This is a genomic window from Nostoc sp. NOS(2021), from assembly GCF_017115025.1.
GTDB lineage: Bacteria > Cyanobacteriota > Cyanobacteriia > Cyanobacteriales > Nostocaceae > Nostoc.
The window spans coordinates 1-17,917 of the sequence record NZ_JABXKM010000284.1 but is presented as its reverse complement, the minus strand read 5'-3'; the positions used below and the strand labels follow the sequence as shown (position 1 = coordinate 17,917).

The following is a 17,917-nucleotide window of genomic DNA, read 5'->3' as shown; positions in this document are numbered from 1 at the left end:
AATGCCCAATGCCCAATGCCCAATGCCCAATGCCCAATGCCCAATGCCCAATGACAATATGACTATTAACAGAATTTTTGTACTAGCAAAGAATGTGTTTCAGGAAGTGGTACGCGATCGCATCCTATATATTATCGGTTTTTATGCGCTAATACTCGCCACTGCCTTCCGCGTCCTTCCTGAATTTGCCGCTACGACTGAAGATAAAATGTTTTTAGACTTTGGGATGGCGGCGATGAATGCCATCGGGTTAATTATTACGATATTTGTTGGTACGGGACTGGTTAATAAAGAAATTGAAAAACGCACTATCTTGATGTTAATTGCTAAACCTGTCAGCCGCAGCGAAATTATCATCGGCAAATACTTGGGTTTATCCGCAATACTAGCTGTACTTGTCGCCACGATGACAGCAATTTATCTGGTATTTCTGCAACTTGGTAACATTCCTCATCCAACGGCAAGCATTCTAATTGCAGCAATTTTCTTATTTTTGCAGTTATCATTAATCACCGCTGTGGCTATTACCTTCGGTGTTTTTACGGCTTCTCTGCTAGCGACTATTTTAACCTTTGCGGTATATTTAATCGGAAATATTACTCAAGATTTAGTACAACTTGGGCGTCTTAGCCGCAACCCTGGTATGGAAGGTCTAACTCAAGGTTTGTTTCTCATCTTGCCAGATTTATCTCGATTAGATTTGAAAAATGATGCCGTTTATGGTTTGCAAGCACTACCTGACACAACTGCATTGATTACAAATGCTGGCTATGGCTTACTTTATAGTGCCATGTTGTTAGCGATCGCTATTCTTATCTTTTCACAACGCGAATTTTAGTGATTGGGTATTGGGTATTGGGTATTGGGCATTGGGGGAACAAACAGAAAGTTTTTCCCTCCTGACTCCTAACTCCTGACTCCTGTTGTATGAATATTTCTTGACCTATGTCAGCATTTTTTGTTTTAAAAACCACTTCAAAAGCCTATTTTCAGGTGATTGGCGATTTTTGGGGAATTTATTTTTGATTATTTACTGATCTGATCTCCATTTGGGGTGTACTCTCAATATACGGTAACTACCAGACTCGACCTTTGAGATAAATTACACCCAGAGGTGAATCCCATGAAAAATTATGCTGATAAGCAAGAATTTATATTAAGTCAAATCACAAATAAATATTTTCAGCGCCGAGATTTCAGTGGATGTGACTTGAGTGGAATCGACCTGAAAGGAATTGATTTAAGTGGTGTTAACTTCATAGGAGCGGATTTGCGTGGTGCAAATCTGTCTGGCTGTGCCCTCACTCGTGCTAATTTAAGTGGCGCAAATTTGATGCAAGCTAGCTTACGTGAAGCTAATTTGTATGAAGCATCTTTGTGTGAAGCTAATTTGACTAATGCTGATTTAACACGAGCAAATTTGTGCGGAACTTTTTTATGGCGGGTGAAATTCATCGCTAGTAATCTTTGGGGTGCTTCTTTGTGTGATGCGGATTTGAGAGAAGCAGACCTAAGTAAAGCCAAATTAATTGAAGCATCGCTGATTGAAGCTAACTTAAGTTTTGCAAATCTCGCAGGAGCAAAGCTATGTGGAGCAAAATTATTAGAAGCTAATTTGACTGAGGCCAACTTAACTGGTGCAGACTTGACATGGGCAAATTTAACCAAGGCAAACTTGAGTAAAGCAAACCTTTGGGAGACAAAGCTGATTTATGCGAAGTTTCGAGATACTATCATGCCCGATGGCACAATTGAGCAACCTCAGATAGTGATTTATTAGTCAGGAGTCAGTTTAGGAGCGCGGGCGTAAAATTCCGGTAATAATTTCTCGCCCGACGCTTCAATCTGCTCAGAACCAGGATGCATGGTTTATTGAGTAGTACCAATAGCAGAATTAAGTTTAAGTTTAATGTTTGTACCTTTTTTGAGAGCAACTTCTCCACCAGGACTAGACAAGACGAAAGCAGCCGCAGCCGTACCACCTGCTAGCCCACCATGCTTGAATTTAGCTTGATTACCAAGAAAATGTCCGGCAACTGCACCGCCTAAAAGAATGCCTGTATTTTGAATGAACTTACCTTTAGTTTTTGTTTCTACCTGAGTGTTTGTTAAAGTAGCATCAATGGGATAAGATGCTCCATTTTTTAGCGAAATATCATCAAAAACCAAATGTAAACTCGCTTTTTTCCCTTTGGCAGCTTTGACTACATCTTCCAAATGTCCTTGAATTTGACCATCTTTAAGAACTTTATTTCCTCCTTTCAAGGAATTCTTAATTTGTAAAACAAAGCTGTCGTTATTTTTATTTCTCGCTGTAGATATATCTTGTTGAAGAACAGTATCAAAACTTGTTCCAGTTGCTACAGATAGTTGATTGTTAGATTGACTCGATGTGGTATCAGTTATTGCAGTTTTGTTATTACTAGTAGCAGTGCTGTTGGTCGGGATACTAGTTTTATTACAAGCCGCTGTGCTACCCAAGAGAATAGCACTCAATAATAGTGGAAACAAATTTTTCATTGCTGGGTGTTGATGAAATGAATAATAAGAATACAATGTTTTCAGAAAAACAAAAAATATATCAGTTAAAACTTTGTAATCAAATCTGCTCAATTTCCAGATTATACTGCTAAAAGTCATTAAAAATTAACACAGAAAATCCCACAAGAGAGAAAAAATAACTGACAGCCTTTAGCTAAAGCACCACTTTACTAAGGTTGATAGCGAAGGCTAAAGTAAAAGCCATCATCCTGAGCGTTATTACCACGATCGCTCAGATCGATAAATGGAAATCCGTAATCGAGTCGCATAAAGAGATTATCAATTCCCATTGCCTGATTCCACAATAATCCTAAGCCTGCGCCCACCAGAAAAGTTTGATTGGGTAGCGGATTGGGATTATTAGACTGATTCCAGACACCTCCCATGTCCACAAATGGCGCTAGTTGAATCGTGGATAATCCAGATTCATTGCGCTGCACTGTAATCCGATCTTCCATCGCTACACGAAATCCATTATCCCCAGAACGGATATTTTGGCGATATCCCCTTACAGACTGGCCACCGCCAATGACGAATTGCTCAGAAGGTAAAAGGCTATCTGGTGTAAGCTGCAAGTCTGCTTGGATGAGCAACAGCTGATCGTTGCTGAGTTGCTGCACGCGCTGTACTTGACCCAACCAACTGAAAAAGCGACCATCAGGTATGGGATCATTATTGATAGTTGCATCTAATATATCAATGCCAAAACTAAATTGCGATCGCAAAAACCAGGCTCCTTGAGGTTCGCGCCTAATATAATCTTGACCAAATTTAATTACACTGGTACGGCTAACTCCATTGGCATCAGGCCCAATGCCAAAGGGGGTTGCCAGGTGATCAAAAAGGAAGGTTTGACCATCTTCATAGGTAAATCCCAAGGATAGGGCAAACTCTTCTTTGGGCGATCGCATCAATGGTTGACGATAATTGATTTCATAGATATCCTGATTTGCCCGAATGTCAAACACATTAAAGGGTGGCTCAGTGATTTCGTTGCGATTAAATGCCGCTCTAATCTGCACCTTGCCATTCATGGCGTTAACGGGAACTTGATAGCTAAAATCAAAGACATCGGAACCACCAGAGAGCGTATGATAATAGGAGCCTGCTAACTCATCTCCCATACCGGTTAAATTGCGATCGCGCAGTTCAACACCCAATCTTTCCGCACCAATACTCGGAGGCGAATAATTATCTACACCCAAGCTTCCAGTTAAAGGATTTGCCTCTTCAACTCTGACAATGAGAATACTTTGACCAACCTTACCCGTTGGACGCAGCCGCGCTTCCACATTTGTAAATAGGGGATCGAGTCGCAACAGTTTCAGTTGTTCTTCGAGCTTACCAGTATTCAGAGGAATACCGGCACCTAATTGGATGCGACTACGAATATAAGATGGGTTTAATCGCCGCGTCCCTTCGATGTTAATCTCTGTCAAACGCCCTTCAAACACCCGAATTACCACAACACCATCTGCGGTAATAGGTTGCTGAGTGTCTGGAATCGCTCTGGAATTTAAATAGCCTTTATTTAGGTAAAGCTGAGTAACGGCATCTGCGGCTTGTCTGATTTCTTCTAAAGTCAAGTCCCGTTCTTCAAACGGTTTCAATACTGGATTAAAGTCATTTTCATTAAAAACTGTGCTATCTACAACCTGGATTTTGCGAACCCGAATGCGTTGTGGTGGAGATGATTGGGGGTTCGGTTCTGGTTGATTGGGGTTAGTTACCGGGTCAGGTTCTTTTTCCTGTACTATTTGTAACTTTGGCGGACTGCTATTTTGAGCCGAGTCAGGTGTAAAGATATTTGCTGTAGCTCTAAGTCCATTTGCAGTTACAATCCCGATCGCAGGCAGAATTAGCAAGCCGCACTGAAAACTGAAACTGTGCTTACTCCATTTAGTAGTTGCCAAACTCCGCCAAGTATCTAACTGATGAGAGAAACAGACAATTCGTTGCTGAGTCGTGGTTCTAGGCTTAACACCAGTTTCTGTTTCTTTTCTCATTTCTCCTCGGTGGGATGCCTTATCTTACGACTTAGCTGATTTTGGTTTTTGAGTATGCTATGGGTGCATGAATATTTGAATATCATATTTTTGACATTCAGATTTCAGAAGATTTGTAACTAAAACTATAATTAACAGCGATTTATTCTACGTGATAGTCCTTAGCATTATATTGTGGTAACAGGTAAAAACTGGGGAATACTTCGATGTCACCACTGATCTCCATTGTGATCGTCAATTACAACCGGGAGTCTTACCTTGAAGAAGCGATCGCTAGTGTTTTAGCGCAGACATGGCAAGACTTTGAGCTACTAATTTGGGATGATGGCTCCACAGATGGATCAGTGGCGATCGCTCACGAATATGCTCAACAAGATGGGCGAGTGCGGGTAGTCCTTGCACACCATCAAGGAGTTGCGGCGGCTTGTAAGGCAGCGATCGGCCAAACTAGCGGCACTTACATTGGTATCGTAGACAGTGATGATATCCTAGCCCCTACCGCCCTCGCCCAAACCGCTACAGTTCTCAACCGCCATCCAGAAACAGGATTTGTTTACACCGACTACTTAAATATTGATCAAAACAGCCAAGTCATCAGCTACGGTCATCGTTGTGACATTCCCTACTCCCAAGAAGGTCTGTTGGTAAACTTCATGACTTTCCACTTCCGCCTAATGCGCCGTTCAGTTTACGATCGGGTGGGAGGTGTTAACAAGTCGTTCCGCTGTGCCGAAGATTACGACCTGTGTCTACGACTTTCAGAAGTAACCCATGTGCGCCGAGTCAAACAGCCCCTGTACTTGTATAGGAATCATTCCCAAAGCATCTCTGTTGCTAGAAAAAAAGAACAAATACTCTGGTCTGGTAAGGCGATCGCCCAAGCACTTTGGCGGCGCGGACTAGCAGAAAAGTTACAAATAGATGTAGAATTGCCCGCAGGTCGCTTCATATTGCGGCGCAAAAAATCTCTGCTGTCCAGCATCGCCGCTTCCCTGTTAGTTATTGTGCCTCTGGTGACAGCGATGAGTGCGGGATTAACCCAAGCACAACAAATTGTCCCTGCTACTGATGGTACAAACACAATTGTTACACCCAACGGCAACCGACTTGATATCACCGGCGGTACAACTTCTAGGGATGGTGTTAACCTCTTCCATAGCTTTCAGCAATTTGGCATTCAACCAAAACAAATCGCCAACTTTCAAGCCAGTCCAGCGCTGCAAAATATTCTTGGTCGAATTACAGGTGGTAATCCTTCGATCATCAATGGCTTAATTCAGGTAACAGGTGGCAATGCTAACCTTTTCTTGATGAATCCAGCCGGATTTATTTTTGGAGCAAACGCCAGCTTAAATGTGCCTAGTGCTTTCACGGCGACAACAGCCAACGGCATTGGTTTTGGCAGCAGTTGGTTCAACGCCATCGGTGTTAATGACTACACTGCTTTAGTGGGAAACCCCAACGGATTTGCCTTTAGTACTAGCCAGCCAGGAGCGATCGTGAATGCTGGAAATTTGGCAGTAGGTACTGGGCAGAATTTGAATTTATTGGGCGGTACTGTGGTGAACACCGGGCAAATTTCGGCACCGGGAGGACAGATTTCTGTCACATCCGTACCCGGACAAAATTGGGTGCGTCTCAGTCAGCCAGGAAATCTGTTGAGTCTGGAAATTCAGCCCCTCGCCTCTAGTACCAAGCAACCCAATACTTGGACAATCCCGATTGCATCTTTACCCGAATTGCTCACAGTTGGTAACACGGGGTTAACTGCCAATCTTGACGGGACTGTGCAACTGAGAGGCTCTAATGTCACAATTTCCACAACTCCAGGTACAACGATTGTTTCTGGCAAAGTGAATGTATCGAGTCAAACAGGCGGTACAGTAACTGCTTTGGGTAAAAAAGTTGCGGTGGTTGATGTCAATATTAACGCTACTGGAACGAATGGCGGCGGCACTGTGCTAATTGGCGGCGATTACCAAGGTAAGGGGACTTTACCCAACGCAGATCAGACTTATGTTAACTCAAACTCCGTCATTACTGCTGATAGTAATTTGAATGGAAACGGCGGACGCGTCATTGTTTGGGGTAACGATAGAACTCAGTTTTTTGGTAACATTTCGGCTCGTGGAGGAGCAAATGCCGGGAATGGTGGTTTTGTAGAAGTATCAGGCAAAAATTTCTTGACCTTCAGAGGTTTGGTAGATGCTTCAGCCCCCAATGGTAACTTTGGTACTTTATTACTAGACCCCAGCACATTAACCATTATTGATGCCGCAGGGGGTGATTTTGATGCTACGGCTGGCAATATACCGTTTAACTCTCCAGATAATGGAGCTAACACCGTTTCTTGGGGTGCGATCGCAGCTTCGGGTGCAAATATCAACTTACAAGCCACAGGAAATATTACCATCAATGACATCACCGGAGCTACGCCCGGAGTGACTACCCCTGGTGTCGCTACATTAGACTTGGGTAATGGCGGTAGCTTCAGCCTGAGTTCACAAAGCGGTTCTGTAAACTTTGCTAATCTCACCAACACAATCCAGACAAAGGGAGGAGCAATAAACATTTCGGGAGCGAGCCTATTACTGGGAAATTTAGACACAACTCGTGATTTTAGTAGAAGTGGGGATGCAGCTTTGTCTGCCAGTGGCAACATTAGTGCAGGCAACATTATTGCCAGTGGAAATGGCTATGGATCTGGCAATATAAATGTTACCACCACCAATGGTGCAATTACCTTAGCCAACCTCAACACCAACGACAATAATACCTTTTTTAACAATACAACTGGTGGCTCGGTAACTCTCAATGCCGCAGGCAATATCACCACAGGGGTAATTAACTCGTCTGTAGTCAATACTGGAGGTGGCAACGCTACAGGTGGCAACGTTACTTTACAGACTACCAATACTGCTGGCAGCACAATTGGCTTTAGAAGCATCGACACTAGGGGCACAACGAACGTTGCTAACACTGTTCAAGGTGGCAATGTGCAAGTTCTGACCAACGGACTAGTTCAAGGAATAGGCACAACTTCTACAGGTGAAACGATCGCAACTGGCGGATTTTTTACTGTTAGAGGAATTACTACCGTTCAACCTCTTGCAGGAGGTACTATCAAAATTCAACACGATGGTGGCCCAAACAATGTACCATTTACTGTAGGTGATGCGAGTGTTAATGGCACAGCAGGGTCAATTAATACAGGCGACAATTCAATCATCGCTTCAAATAGCTTTCCAGTTTTACCTAATGGTGGAGATGCTAGCGGTACTCCACCTGGTATCGTCATTACTTCTGTCAACACACCGCCTACACTGACGACAAACTCGCTTCTCTCATCTAACGCTCAACCCAATCAAACCTTGACCTTCACATTTACTGCCAGCACTGGCGATGTCAATCTAGATAATACATCCATTTTAATTGATACTATCCAAGCAGGAACTCTGAGACGAGGCAATACCGTTTTAGCTGCGGGAAACACAATAGTTGTAGGTGAAACACTAAATTACACACCACCAACTGATAGCACAGGGCTAATCAATGCTTTCACAGTCAGAGCTAGCGATGTTGTTTCATCCTCAATACCTGTACAGGTAGCAATCAACATCAGGCCAAATGACACGCCACCAAACAACACGCCACCAAACAACACGCCACCAATCGACACGCCACCAATCGACACGCCACCAATCGAGAAGCCAAATCCTGCCCCCTGCACATTCCAATGCAATCCAGGTAAACCGATTGACCCGGGCCCCAATAATCCTAAGATTGATCACCCCGTTATTGATACCAATCCTACTCCTGAAGGCGATTTCACAGATGATTTTGCCGACCATTTAGGCATACCCACTCCTAGAATCAAAACACTGGATGATGCCAAAGAAATTGCTCGCCAAATTGAAGAAGCTACGGGTGTTAAACCTGCATTTATCTACACCAGTTTTGTCCCTGTGGAGATTCAACCAGGAGTAAATTTAGGCAAAGCTAAAAAATTTCCTAAACAGTTGAATACCATACCAGAGCAGGATAGCGACCAACTGGAACTAGTGGTAGTAACAAGAAAAGGTGATCCTATCCGCAAGCGCATCCCAGAAACGACCAGAGCCAAAGTTCTCCAAGTAGCTCACGAATTTCGTGACCAAATCGTTAGTCCACAAAACCGTCGCCGCACCGGTTATTTACGTTCATCTCAACAACTTTATCGCTGGATTATTGCACCACTAGAGGCAGATTTACAAGCCAGAGGAATCAACAATCTGGTTTTTTTACCAGACATCGGGTTACGTTCAACTCCAATGGCAGCACTTCATGATGGCAAGAGGTTTCTAGTAGAAAAATACAGTATTGGCTTGATGCCCAGTCTTAGCTTGACTAACACCCTTTATAAAGACATTAGAAAATCTCAAATTTTAGCGCTGGGGGTTTCTCAGAGTACTCAGGGGCAACAGCCTTTACCAGCAGTCCCCGTTGAGTTATCAACACTAGTGTCTAAGCTCTGGCAGGGCAAATTATTGTTGAACAAGCAAGCTACTTTAGAAAATCTCAAAATTATCCGCCGCCAACAACCTTTTGGGATTATTCACATGGCAACCCATGCCGATTTTGCTACTGGCGCTTTGAGCAATTCCTATATTCAACTATGGGAGGACAAGTTACGCTTGAACCAATTACGAGAGTTGCGCTTGAATGAACCCCAAGTTGAAATGCTGGTGCTGAGTGCTTGTAGAACAGCTTTAGGGGATAAAGAGTCCGAGCTGGGATTTGCGGGTTTAGCAGTGTTGGCAGGTGTGAAAACTACTGTTGCCAGTCTTTGGTCAGTCAGCGATGCTGGTACAGCAGCGTTGATGACGAAATTTTATCAGAACTTGAGGACAGCTCCGATTAAGGCAGAAGCTCTCAGAGAGGCTCAGGTTGCTATGGCCAAAGGGGAGATTTACGTAAAGAATGGTCAAGTGCAAGGTTTGGGAGTAGTCGGGAACTTGCCTCTACCTACTGACAGTGTTGATGAAGCTGAACAATCCCTTATGCATCCTTATTATTGGGCTGGATTTACAATGGTTGGCAATCCTTGGTGAAGCAGGAAAAGTAACCCTACTCTTATCCCTTTATCGTTTCCGCCTGCCGATTTTGGTTTTGTCAGGGATTAGCCGCTCCAATTCGTGGGCAATCCAGGCCAAAAATGCCATTCGAGACAGATGTTTTGTCCTATGCTGAGGTTGAATTGCCTATTAGGATTTTGAAGTAATTGAGGTTCTTCAGTATTCCTAAAGGAATTAAGAAAAATCAGTAAACACTAGTTATGGAAGACCTAAAACAAGCAATAATCAGAGAACTAGCGGTACTACCCAGCAAACCTGAGTCAGGTTCTTCTTACAAAAAAACTATGAAAGCTGAAGCAGAAAATCATCGCAGGCTGACTTGTGAAGTAGAAACTACCCTAAAGGTGATTGGCGGACGCTGGAAAGTTTTGATTATTAGAGAATTAATGACTGGCGTCAAACGGTTTGGTGAGTTGCAACGGGCTTTACCTGGAGTTACGCAAAAGATGCTGACCCAACAACTCAGAGAAATGGAGGAAGACGGCATTATTCATCGAGAAATTTATCCCCAAATTCCACCCAAAGTAGAATATTCCCTGACGCCTTTAGGAGAAACTTTGCAACCAATTCTCTATGCTATGCATGAATGGGCTGTTCAACATTTAGCTCGAACACATCGCCATCAATCTTGAGCAGAGGTCAATACGTTTGCGTTAAGGCTTGATCCTCCCTAACCCTCCTTGATAGATTTTATTATAAGTAATCACCCCAACTTGATATAACCCCAGCCTATTGGATTATAGATAATAAATAATAATTGCTAACTTTAAATTCGAGCTAGCAGATTTATCAGTGGGGTCTTTAATGCAAGAATTTTGACTTGTTTATTCATTGTTTCTTAAATATTCAATCGCTGCCTCTAGTTTTGAGGAGTAACTTTCAGCAAACCTTTCAAACCAAAGTCCTTCGGACGAAAGTGGATCTACTTTGGCTAACCATTCTTTTGCCTGCACTTTCAAAGCCTCTAGTTGTTTGACTTTGAGTTGTTCTTGTCGAATACGTTCCTGTTCTAGTTCTTGCTGTCTTTTTAACTCCAGAGCAACATCCTGTTGGGCAAAATCAGCCTGAACTTCTGCCAAAAGGTTATCCATGAAAGATGCCGACTTTGGCGATGGTGGGATAAAGGATTTGGCTGTGGCTGATTTTGACTGCTGCTGTTCTGGTTGTACTTCTTTGTATTCAGTTTGAAGTTGAGCTAACAGCTTATCAATGGCATCCATTTTGGCAATTCCTAATAAATGGTATAGCTAGTCATTAATGGCATTGAGTAGCACTTCCGATAGACTCAAATCTTCCATATCTTCCATAGTAATTGTGTCACAAATATCAAACTTAGCACCAGCACTTTGGAGTTCATCGTCTAAGACTTTGAGAAAGCGGGTAGCTTGCTGATCTGTGCCGACTTGAATGAAGGAAATAGCTAATTCTTCATCTCGATCTATGCGGCGAGAAGCTTCAATAATCACCTTCATTACGGCTTTGCGATCGTCCGGTTCACCATCAGTAACCACTAAAATTGTTTCACCATTTGGCTTTGTTTGACCGGCTGCTTTGCGTTGTAAGTAATCATCAGTTGCGTGTTTCAACACACCTGCCAAGTCAGTTGTACCAGAGGGGTCATTTTCTCGAAAAATTTGCGCTACCTTGCTGGATGTCACATTTTCGTATCGCTTAAATTTACCAGCAAATACATAGATAGTGATGCCATCTGGGTCAAATTCCTCACACTTACTAGCTAAAGCTAAAGTAGATTCCTGGGCTGCAACCCATCTACTTCTACCACCCTTTTGATCTTGGGTTGCCATGCTGCCGCTTTTGTCAATAATCAAGGTATAGTCACGATTTTCTAGCATTATTCAATTCTCCAGTTAAGAGTTACTAGACAGTAGACGATCAACACACTAGTCAGTTATGGCGTTTGTCAATACATCTACAAGGCTCATTTCTTCTAAGTCGTCTAAAGTGACGGTATCGCAAATATCAAATTTAGCACCGACACTTTGTAACTGGTCATCCAAAGCTTTGAGGAACTTAGTTGCTTGGGCATCTGAACCTACTTGAATGAGCGAAATTGCTAATTCTTCATCACGTTCCATCTGGCGAGTAGCATGAATGATTACTTCAAACACAGCTTTGCGATCGTCTGGTTCACCATCGGTGATCACTAAAATTGTCTCTCCATTTGGCTTGGCTTTCCCGGCTGCTTTGCGTTGAAAGTAGTTATTGAGTGCATCTTGAAGTACACCAGCTAAGTTTGTTGTCCCAGCAGGGTCATTTTCGAGAAATATCTGTGCGACTTTGGCTGAACTAACATCATCGTAGCGTTTAAATCTACCGGCAAACACGTAAACGGTGATGCCATCTGGGTCAAACTGTTCCGCCTTTCTTGCCAAAGCGAGAGTAGACTCTTGGGCGATCTCCCATCTACTTTTACCACCCACTTGGTCGGGTGTGGACATACTACCGCTTTTGTCAATGATTAATGTATAGTCGCGATCGCTCATCATAATATTCCTGTGAATGTTACCCTGTGGTTCTAGTCTAATCTACGGATTTAACGACATTACAGGCATTTTAAGGTTTCGTATCAATCCTGCTACTCATTTACTACTCAAAACAGCTATCCTTGCCGAGATTCTGGGCGATCGCAAGCAGTGATAGCGCTACTCAAATGCTACTCATTCATGCTTTGCCCAGTAGACTGAAACCAAGTGTCTACTGGGTAGTAAAGAGAATCTTGCGAAAATTGATTTATGAATTTACTGACTTAAAGCCAAGCTCAGTTTAAAGGCATGGGTCGAGTCAGTGGTAACAGTCGTTTCTCAGGTGCAAACCCTGCGGGGGAGAGTAGCTAAGAGACTGGATGCAAGAAATGACAACCCGCTAACGTGACCATCATGTGACTAAATGGAGATTTTGATAATACCTAAAGCTTATTTTGATCGGAAAATCGTCTCTGTAGTTTCACTAATGCCAATCTAGCGACTCATCTGCTAGAGATTTGAAAGGTTTACTGTTAATATAAGAAATGCTTGCTAGAGTCTGGAGTGCATCAATTGTGGGCATCGATGCCGTCAAAGTAGGCGTAGAAGTCGATGTATCAGGGGGATTACCGGGAATTGTTGTCTTGGGACTGCCAGATTCAGCAATTCAAGAATCTAGAGAAAGAGTCAAAGCAACCCTGAAGAATGCAGGTTTCGCCTTTCCCATGCGAAAAATTGTGATCAATTTAACTCCGGCAGATTTACGCAAAGAAGGCCCCTGTTTCGATTTGCCTATTAGTGTGGGAATTTTGGCGGCTTCTGAGCAAGTTAGCGCTGATTTGTTGGGGGATTATCTATTTTTGGGCGAAGTCTCTCTGGATGGCAGTTTGCGTCCCGTGGCTGGTGTCTTGCCGATCGCAGCAGCTGCCCAAAAGATGGGAATTGCAGGTTTAGTTATCCCTGCTGATAATGCCCAAGAAGCGGCAGTGGTTGAAGGTTTGGCTGTTTACGGCTGCAAACATCTGTCTGATGTGGTGGATTTTTTAAATCATCCGGGGCGTTACAAACCTGTGCAGATGGATAGCACAAGGGAGATAGCAACAGTATCCTACCCTGGCGCAGATTTGCATGATGTCAAAGGACAAGCTCATGCGCGTCGGGCTTTAGAAATTGCTGCTGCTGGTGGGCATAATCTAATTTTTGTCGGGCCACCTGGTAGTGGGAAAACCATGTTAGCACGACGCTTACCAGGAATTTTACCGCCCCTGAGTTTTGCCGAATCTTTAGAAGTGACTCGCATCCATTCGGTGGCTGGTTTATTGAAAAATCGTGGTTCATTGGTACGCGATCGCCCTTTTCGCAGTCCCCACCACTCGGCATCTGGGCCTTCTCTTGTCGGTGGTGGTAGCTTCCCTCGTCCTGGAGAGATATCATTATCTCACAGGGGTGTACTTTTTTTGGATGAACTCACGGAATTTAAACGTGATGTTTTAGAATTTCTGCGTCAGCCTTTAGAAGATGGCTATGTGACAATTTCGCGCACCAAACTATCGGTAACGTTTCCCGCGCAGTTTACTTTAGTGGCGAGTACGAATCCCTGTCCATGCGGTTACTATGGCGATACTATCCAACAATGTACTTGTTCTCCTCGTCAACGCGAGCAATATTGGGCAAAACTTTCTGGGCCGTTGATGGATCGAATTGATTTACAAGTTGCGGTGAATCGCTTGAAACCAGAAGAAATTACCCAACAACCTACGGGAGAAGCATCAACATCAGTACGGGAACGGGTTCAACAAGCAAGCGATCGCGCAATTACCCGCTTCCAAGAAGAACCAAATCTGCGTTGCAATGCCCATATGCAAAGTCGTCATCTCCAGAAATGGTGCAAGTTAGATGATGCTAGTCGCAATTTATTAGAAGTAGCAATTAGAAAATTAGGTTTATCGGCAAGAGCAAGCGATCGCGTTCTCAAAGTAGGGCGGACTATTGCAGATTTAGCAGGAGACGATGAGCTAAAAACCAGTCATGTAGCGGAAGCGATTCAGTATCGCACAATCGATAGAATGCAGTGAAAGTTAGAACAGTCGCCTCAACGGGGGGAAAATACGCACAGCGCTGGCTTGTCTACACGATATTTTACCCACCTCCGTGGGTTAAGCCCTTTTTGCTGTGTCTTCTCAGTGTAATGCCACAATCATTTTGCTATCAATACGGACAAAACCGAATCGATTTTCTGCATCCTGAAGAGTGGTAATCGCTACCGTCTGTGTCATTGCTTTTAGATAATAATTGCTTTGCTACATTATCAAAATCACCACATCTTTATGATCGCCAATTGGCGCCGCAGCTACGCCCGTCGTAGACATTGCCTTGTCATGTGAGTATAAAATTCTAAATTCCTCCTCAAGAACACTGCACAAACTCCCTTGGGTGGATGTGGCTACTTAAGAAATAAGTATCCAATATATCAGGAACTAAGCGACATCCCTTAAGGAGACTGATTGGATGAATTTGCAGGCAATTTGGAAGTTGTTACAAGAGACATTCAAAGAATGGAGTGAGGATAAAGCCTCACGGTTAGCGGCGGCGTTAGCTTATTACACGATTTTTTCTATTGCACCCTTGCTGATTATTGTAATTGCGATCGCAGGGGCAGTATTTGGAGAAGAAGCGGCAAGGGGTCAAATCGTTGGACAAATTCAAGGTTTAGTCGGCCCAGACGGCGCACAATTTATTCAAACAGCCATTCAGAATGCTAACAAACCAAAGACAGGAGCGATCGCTTCCATTATTAGTGTTGTAGTTTTGCTATTAGGTGCTACTGGTTTATTTACCGAGTTGCAAGATTCCCTCAACACGATTTGGGAAGTTAAACCGAAACCCGGACGTGGCGTTAGTAACATGATTCGCTTACGCTTTTTGTCCTTTGCAATGGTGATCGGGATTGGCTTTTTACTTTTAGTTTCTCTGGTAATTAGTACGGGGTTAGCAGCATTAGTAACATACTTTAGCAACTTGCTACCAGGTGTCGATTTCCTCTGGCAAATTCTCAATTTCATCCTCTCTTTTGCCATCACTACGTTCCTGTTTGGACTCATTTTTAAAGTTCTACCAGATGTCAAAATTGCTTGGAGTGATGTTTTAATTGGAGCTATTCTCACCTCCTTTTTGTTCTCTATTGGGAGATTTTTATTAGGACAATATTTAGGTAATGGCAGTTTTGGTTCAGCTTATGGTGCTGCTGGTTCACTGGTGGTGATTTTAGCTTGGGTTAACTATGCCGCACAGATTCTTTTCTTCGGTGCAGAGTTTACCCAAGTTTATGCCAGAAGGTACGGAAGCGGCATAACCCCAACTAAAAATGCCGTACCTCTATCTGATAACACCAAATATAATGGCACGGCTCCAACGGGGCGATCGTCCACTAATAAAAAGCCATCTTCTAGCTTTATTAATCGCTTACTTAAGTATTTCAAAAAGCCAAAGCGATTAAAATAGAAAAGATAAAATCAGCGATTTTAATCCCTAATTGTTGGAGGTTTATATTTTTAAATCTGATATAGATTAAAGTATTTAACCTCTAATGAAAGTCACCTTTATGAAATAAACCACATATAATTATAGATAATTACTCTGTGTTTATAAATAACCTTAGACTGGATTTTTTCCAGAAGTCTATTGAAAAAGGTAGAAAATCAGTGCTAATGGAAAAATGGTTTTTCATCAATTGGCAAGCAATCTTTGTTCCTAGCATCAGCGTCTTAGAGTTGATTATCCGTGGCTCGCTGGTCTATTTGGCGCTGTTCTCAGTGCTACGCATGCTTCCTAGCCGACAACTAGGAACACTAGGAATCACTGATTTACTCGTAGTTGTGCTATTTGCGGAAGCTGCCCAAAATGCTATGGCAAGTAATTATACATCGATTACTGAAGGCGCTATCCTGGTAGGAACTGTGATTTTTTGGAGCTACTTGCTGAACTGGTTAGGCTATAAAATGCCCCAGTTCCAACGTTTTATGAATCAGCCGCCACTGCTACTGGTAAAAAATGGTCGGATGATTCAGCGTCATTTGCAACGAGAGTTAATTACAGACGATGAGTTGATGAGCAAGTTACGTCAGCAAGGTGTGGAATTTTTAGCAGATGTGAAGTTTGCATATATCGAGGCTGACGGTAGGATTAGTATCATCACCTCGGATTCAAAAACTAGTTCCGTCCCTGAGCAAAAAGCAGCACTAAAAAGTGATCTACATTAATTAGACTGTAAAATATGACGGTTGTATTCTGTGCCGAACTGTGATTGAGCGTTATACTTTGCCCGAAATGGCTAATCTGTGGAGTGAAGCCTATAAACTAAAAACTTGGCTGCAAGTCGAAATTGCTGTTTGTGAGGCTCAAGCCGAACTGGGTTACATTCCATCTCAGGCGGTTGAGGAAATTAAGGCCAAGGCAGATTTTGACCCCAATAGGGTGCTGGAAATTGAGGCTGTAGTCCGCCACGATGTTATCGCTTTCTTGACAAATGTCAATGAATATGTAGGTGATGCCGGACGCTATATTCACCTGGGTTTAACCAGTTCCGATGTTTTGGATACAGCTTTAGCATTGCAATTGGTTGCCAGCCTGGATATATTATTGCAACGTCTGGAAGATTTGATTCAAGTAATTCGCCAAAAAGCACGGGAACATCGTCATACAGTGATGGCTGGCCGATCGCATGGTATTCACGCTGAACCAATTACTTTTGGTTTCAAGCTAGCTGGCTGGTTAGCAGAAGTGTTGCGACACCAAGAACGTCTAAGAATACTCCGCCAAACGATCGCTGTGGGTAAGATTTCTGGTGCCGTGGGAACCTATGCGAATGTTGAACCGCGTATAGAAGCGATCGCTTGCGAAAAACTCGGACTTAAACCCGATACGGCCTCAACACAAGTTATTTCCCGCGATCGCCACGCCGACTATGTGCAACAATTAGCTTTGGTAGCGGCATCCATCGAACGTTTTGCTGTAGAAATTCGCAATCTGCAAAAAACAGACGTTCTGGAAGTTGAAGAATTCTTCGCCAAAGGTCAAAAAGGTTCCTCGGCAATGCCACACAAGCGCAATCCCATCCGTTCGGAACGGCTAACGGGAATGGCGCGACTCGTCAGAAGTCATGCGGGTGCAGCTTTGGAAAACGTTGCTCTTTGGCATGAAAGGGATATTTCCCATAGTTCTGTAGAACGGGTGATTTTGCCAGATGCTTGCACTTTGACGCATTTTATGCTATTAGAAATAACCGACTTGGTGAAAAACCTGTTGGTCTATCCTGAGAACATGAAACGAAATCTCAACTGTTACGGTGGCGTTGTGTTTAGCCAAAAAGTGCTACTTGCTTTGATAGACAAGGGAAGCAACCGAGAAGAGGCTTATGCGATCGTTCAAGAAAGCGCTCACGCCGCTTGGAATAAGCCGGAAGGCAATTTCCAGGACTTAATTAGCAAAGACCCTCGCGTTACCCAAAAGTTGTCTCCAGCAGAACTAGAAGTCTGTTTCGACCCCCAGCAGCATCTGAGGCATTTAGAAGAGGTTTACCAAAGGTTGGGTATTTAGGATTAATTTGCTTGTAGTGAGCGCTTAAGCGCTTACTACTAATTTGTTATCCAAAAAATACGCAAATGCTGTCAAAAAAGAAGATATTAAAATACCAAAAATATCGGACTTATAGCAACGGATAAGAAGGTTAGGACATTAACTGATGATAAAACCTATATACAAACAGACTTTCAAC

13 protein-coding genes are annotated in these 17,917 nt (G+C 43.2%); 8 read left to right on the top strand and 5 right to left on the bottom strand.

Going from position 1 to position 17,917, the window contains the following annotated elements; translation table 11 throughout:
• The first annotated feature begins 58 nt into the window (after positions 1–58).
• The gene (locus HWQ41_RS28085; RefSeq protein WP_292770410.1) at positions 59–838 is read left to right on the top strand and encodes an ABC transporter permease; all 780 of its coding nucleotides are present in this window, start codon (positions 59–61) and stop codon (positions 836–838) included.
• 285 nt (positions 839–1,123) lie between these two features.
• The gene (locus HWQ41_RS28080; RefSeq protein WP_292770406.1) at positions 1,124–1,780 is read left to right on the top strand and encodes a pentapeptide repeat-containing protein; all 657 of its coding nucleotides are present in this window, start codon (positions 1,124–1,126) and stop codon (positions 1,778–1,780) included.
• An 89-nt stretch (positions 1,781–1,869) separates the two neighbouring features.
• Here the strand turns inward: HWQ41_RS28080 and HWQ41_RS28075 are convergent, their stop codons facing one another.
• Together HWQ41_RS28075 and HWQ41_RS28070 are read right to left on the bottom strand one after the other, a co-directional pair.
• On the bottom strand, positions 1,870–2,640 hold the full coding sequence (locus tag HWQ41_RS28075) for a hypothetical protein (protein ID WP_292770404.1): 771 nt from the start codon (positions 2,638–2,640) through the stop codon (positions 1,870–1,872).
• Between the two features lie 71 nt (positions 2,641–2,711).
• Complete coding sequence (locus HWQ41_RS28070) at positions 2,712–4,547, bottom strand: ShlB/FhaC/HecB family hemolysin secretion/activation protein (RefSeq protein WP_292770402.1); 1,836 nt, start codon at positions 4,545–4,547, stop codon at positions 2,712–2,714.
• 206 nt (positions 4,548–4,753) lie between these two features.
• Here HWQ41_RS28070 and HWQ41_RS28065 point away from each other — a divergent pair, with 206 nt between their 5' ends.
• On the top strand, positions 4,754–9,637 hold the full coding sequence (locus HWQ41_RS28065) for a CHAT domain-containing protein (RefSeq protein ID WP_292770400.1): 4,884 nt from the start codon (positions 4,754–4,756) through the stop codon (positions 9,635–9,637).
• A gap of 308 nt (positions 9,638–9,945) precedes the next feature.
• Positions 9,946–10,293 carry a helix-turn-helix domain-containing protein gene (locus tag HWQ41_RS28060; protein ID WP_292770408.1) on the top strand — a complete coding sequence of 116 codons (348 nt, stop codon included), beginning with the start codon at positions 9,946–9,948 and terminating at the stop codon, positions 10,291–10,293.
• Between the two features lie 192 nt (positions 10,294–10,485).
• On the opposite strand, the gene HWQ41_RS28055 is transcribed toward HWQ41_RS28060, so the two are convergent.
• The 3 genes from HWQ41_RS28055 to HWQ41_RS28045 are packed head-to-tail and all read right to left on the bottom strand — an operon-like array spanning position 10,486 to position 12,168.
• Positions 10,486–10,881, bottom strand: coding sequence for a hypothetical protein (locus HWQ41_RS28055; protein ID WP_292770398.1), 396 nt, complete (start codon positions 10,879–10,881; stop codon positions 10,486–10,488).
• 27 nt (positions 10,882–10,908) lie between these two features.
• Complete coding sequence (locus HWQ41_RS28050; protein WP_292770396.1) at positions 10,909–11,514, bottom strand: VWA domain-containing protein; 606 nt, start codon at positions 11,512–11,514, stop codon at positions 10,909–10,911.
• A gap of 48 nt (positions 11,515–11,562) precedes the next feature.
• Positions 11,563–12,168, bottom strand: a complete 606-nt coding sequence (locus HWQ41_RS28045) for a VWA domain-containing protein (protein WP_292770394.1) — start codon at positions 12,166–12,168, stop codon at positions 11,563–11,565.
• Between the two features lie 521 nt (positions 12,169–12,689).
• On the opposite strand from HWQ41_RS28045, the gene HWQ41_RS28040 reads away from it, so the two are divergent.
• The 4 genes from HWQ41_RS28040 (at position 12,690) to purB (ending at position 17,739) form a co-directional block, all read left to right on the top strand.
• Entirely contained in the window at positions 12,690–14,219 is a 1,530-nt protein-coding gene (locus tag HWQ41_RS28040; RefSeq protein ID WP_292770392.1) for a YifB family Mg chelatase-like AAA ATPase, read from the top strand.
• Positions 14,220–14,652: 433 nt separating this feature from the next.
• Positions 14,653–15,645 (top strand): YihY/virulence factor BrkB family protein, encoded by a 993-nt coding sequence (locus HWQ41_RS28035; RefSeq protein WP_292770390.1) that lies wholly within the window; start codon positions 14,653–14,655, stop codon positions 15,643–15,645.
• A gap of 206 nt (positions 15,646–15,851) precedes the next feature.
• Positions 15,852–16,403: a DUF421 domain-containing protein gene (locus HWQ41_RS28030; protein WP_292770389.1), complete on the top strand. Its 552-nt coding sequence runs from the start codon at positions 15,852–15,854 to the stop codon at positions 16,401–16,403.
• A 40-nt stretch (positions 16,404–16,443) separates the two neighbouring features.
• On the top strand, positions 16,444–17,739 hold the full coding sequence (gene purB, locus HWQ41_RS28025; RefSeq protein WP_292770388.1) for an adenylosuccinate lyase: 1,296 nt from the start codon (positions 16,444–16,446) through the stop codon (positions 17,737–17,739).
• The last annotated feature ends 178 nt before the right edge of the window (positions 17,740–17,917 follow it).

Bases quoted from the DNA above. Each gene is read 5' to 3' on its own strand.
- HWQ41_RS28085 (WP_292770410.1), top strand. From the start codon at position 59: ATGACTATTAACAGAATTTTTGTACTAGCAAAGAATGTGTTTCAGGAA.
- HWQ41_RS28080 (WP_292770406.1), top strand. From the start codon at position 1,124: ATGAAAAATTATGCTGATAAGCAAGAATTTATATTAAGTCAAATCACA.
- HWQ41_RS28075 (WP_292770404.1), bottom strand. From the start codon at position 2,640: ATGACTTTTAGCAGTATAATCTGGAAATTGAGCAGATTTGATTACAAA.
- HWQ41_RS28070 (WP_292770402.1), bottom strand. From the start codon at position 4,547: ATGAGAAAAGAAACAGAAACTGGTGTTAAGCCTAGAACCACGACTCAG.
- HWQ41_RS28065 (WP_292770400.1), top strand. From the start codon at position 4,754: ATGTCACCACTGATCTCCATTGTGATCGTCAATTACAACCGGGAGTCT.
- HWQ41_RS28060 (WP_292770408.1), top strand. From the start codon at position 9,946: ATGAAAGCTGAAGCAGAAAATCATCGCAGGCTGACTTGTGAAGTAGAA.
- HWQ41_RS28055 (WP_292770398.1), bottom strand. From the start codon at position 10,881: ATGGATGCCATTGATAAGCTGTTAGCTCAACTTCAAACTGAATACAAA.
- HWQ41_RS28050 (WP_292770396.1), bottom strand. From the start codon at position 11,514: ATGCTAGAAAATCGTGACTATACCTTGATTATTGACAAAAGCGGCAGC.
- HWQ41_RS28045 (WP_292770394.1), bottom strand. From the start codon at position 12,168: ATGATGAGCGATCGCGACTATACATTAATCATTGACAAAAGCGGTAGT.
- HWQ41_RS28040 (WP_292770392.1), top strand. From the start codon at position 12,690: ATGCTTGCTAGAGTCTGGAGTGCATCAATTGTGGGCATCGATGCCGTC.
- HWQ41_RS28035 (WP_292770390.1), top strand. From the start codon at position 14,653: ATGAATTTGCAGGCAATTTGGAAGTTGTTACAAGAGACATTCAAAGAA.
- HWQ41_RS28030 (WP_292770389.1), top strand. From the start codon at position 15,852: ATGGAAAAATGGTTTTTCATCAATTGGCAAGCAATCTTTGTTCCTAGC.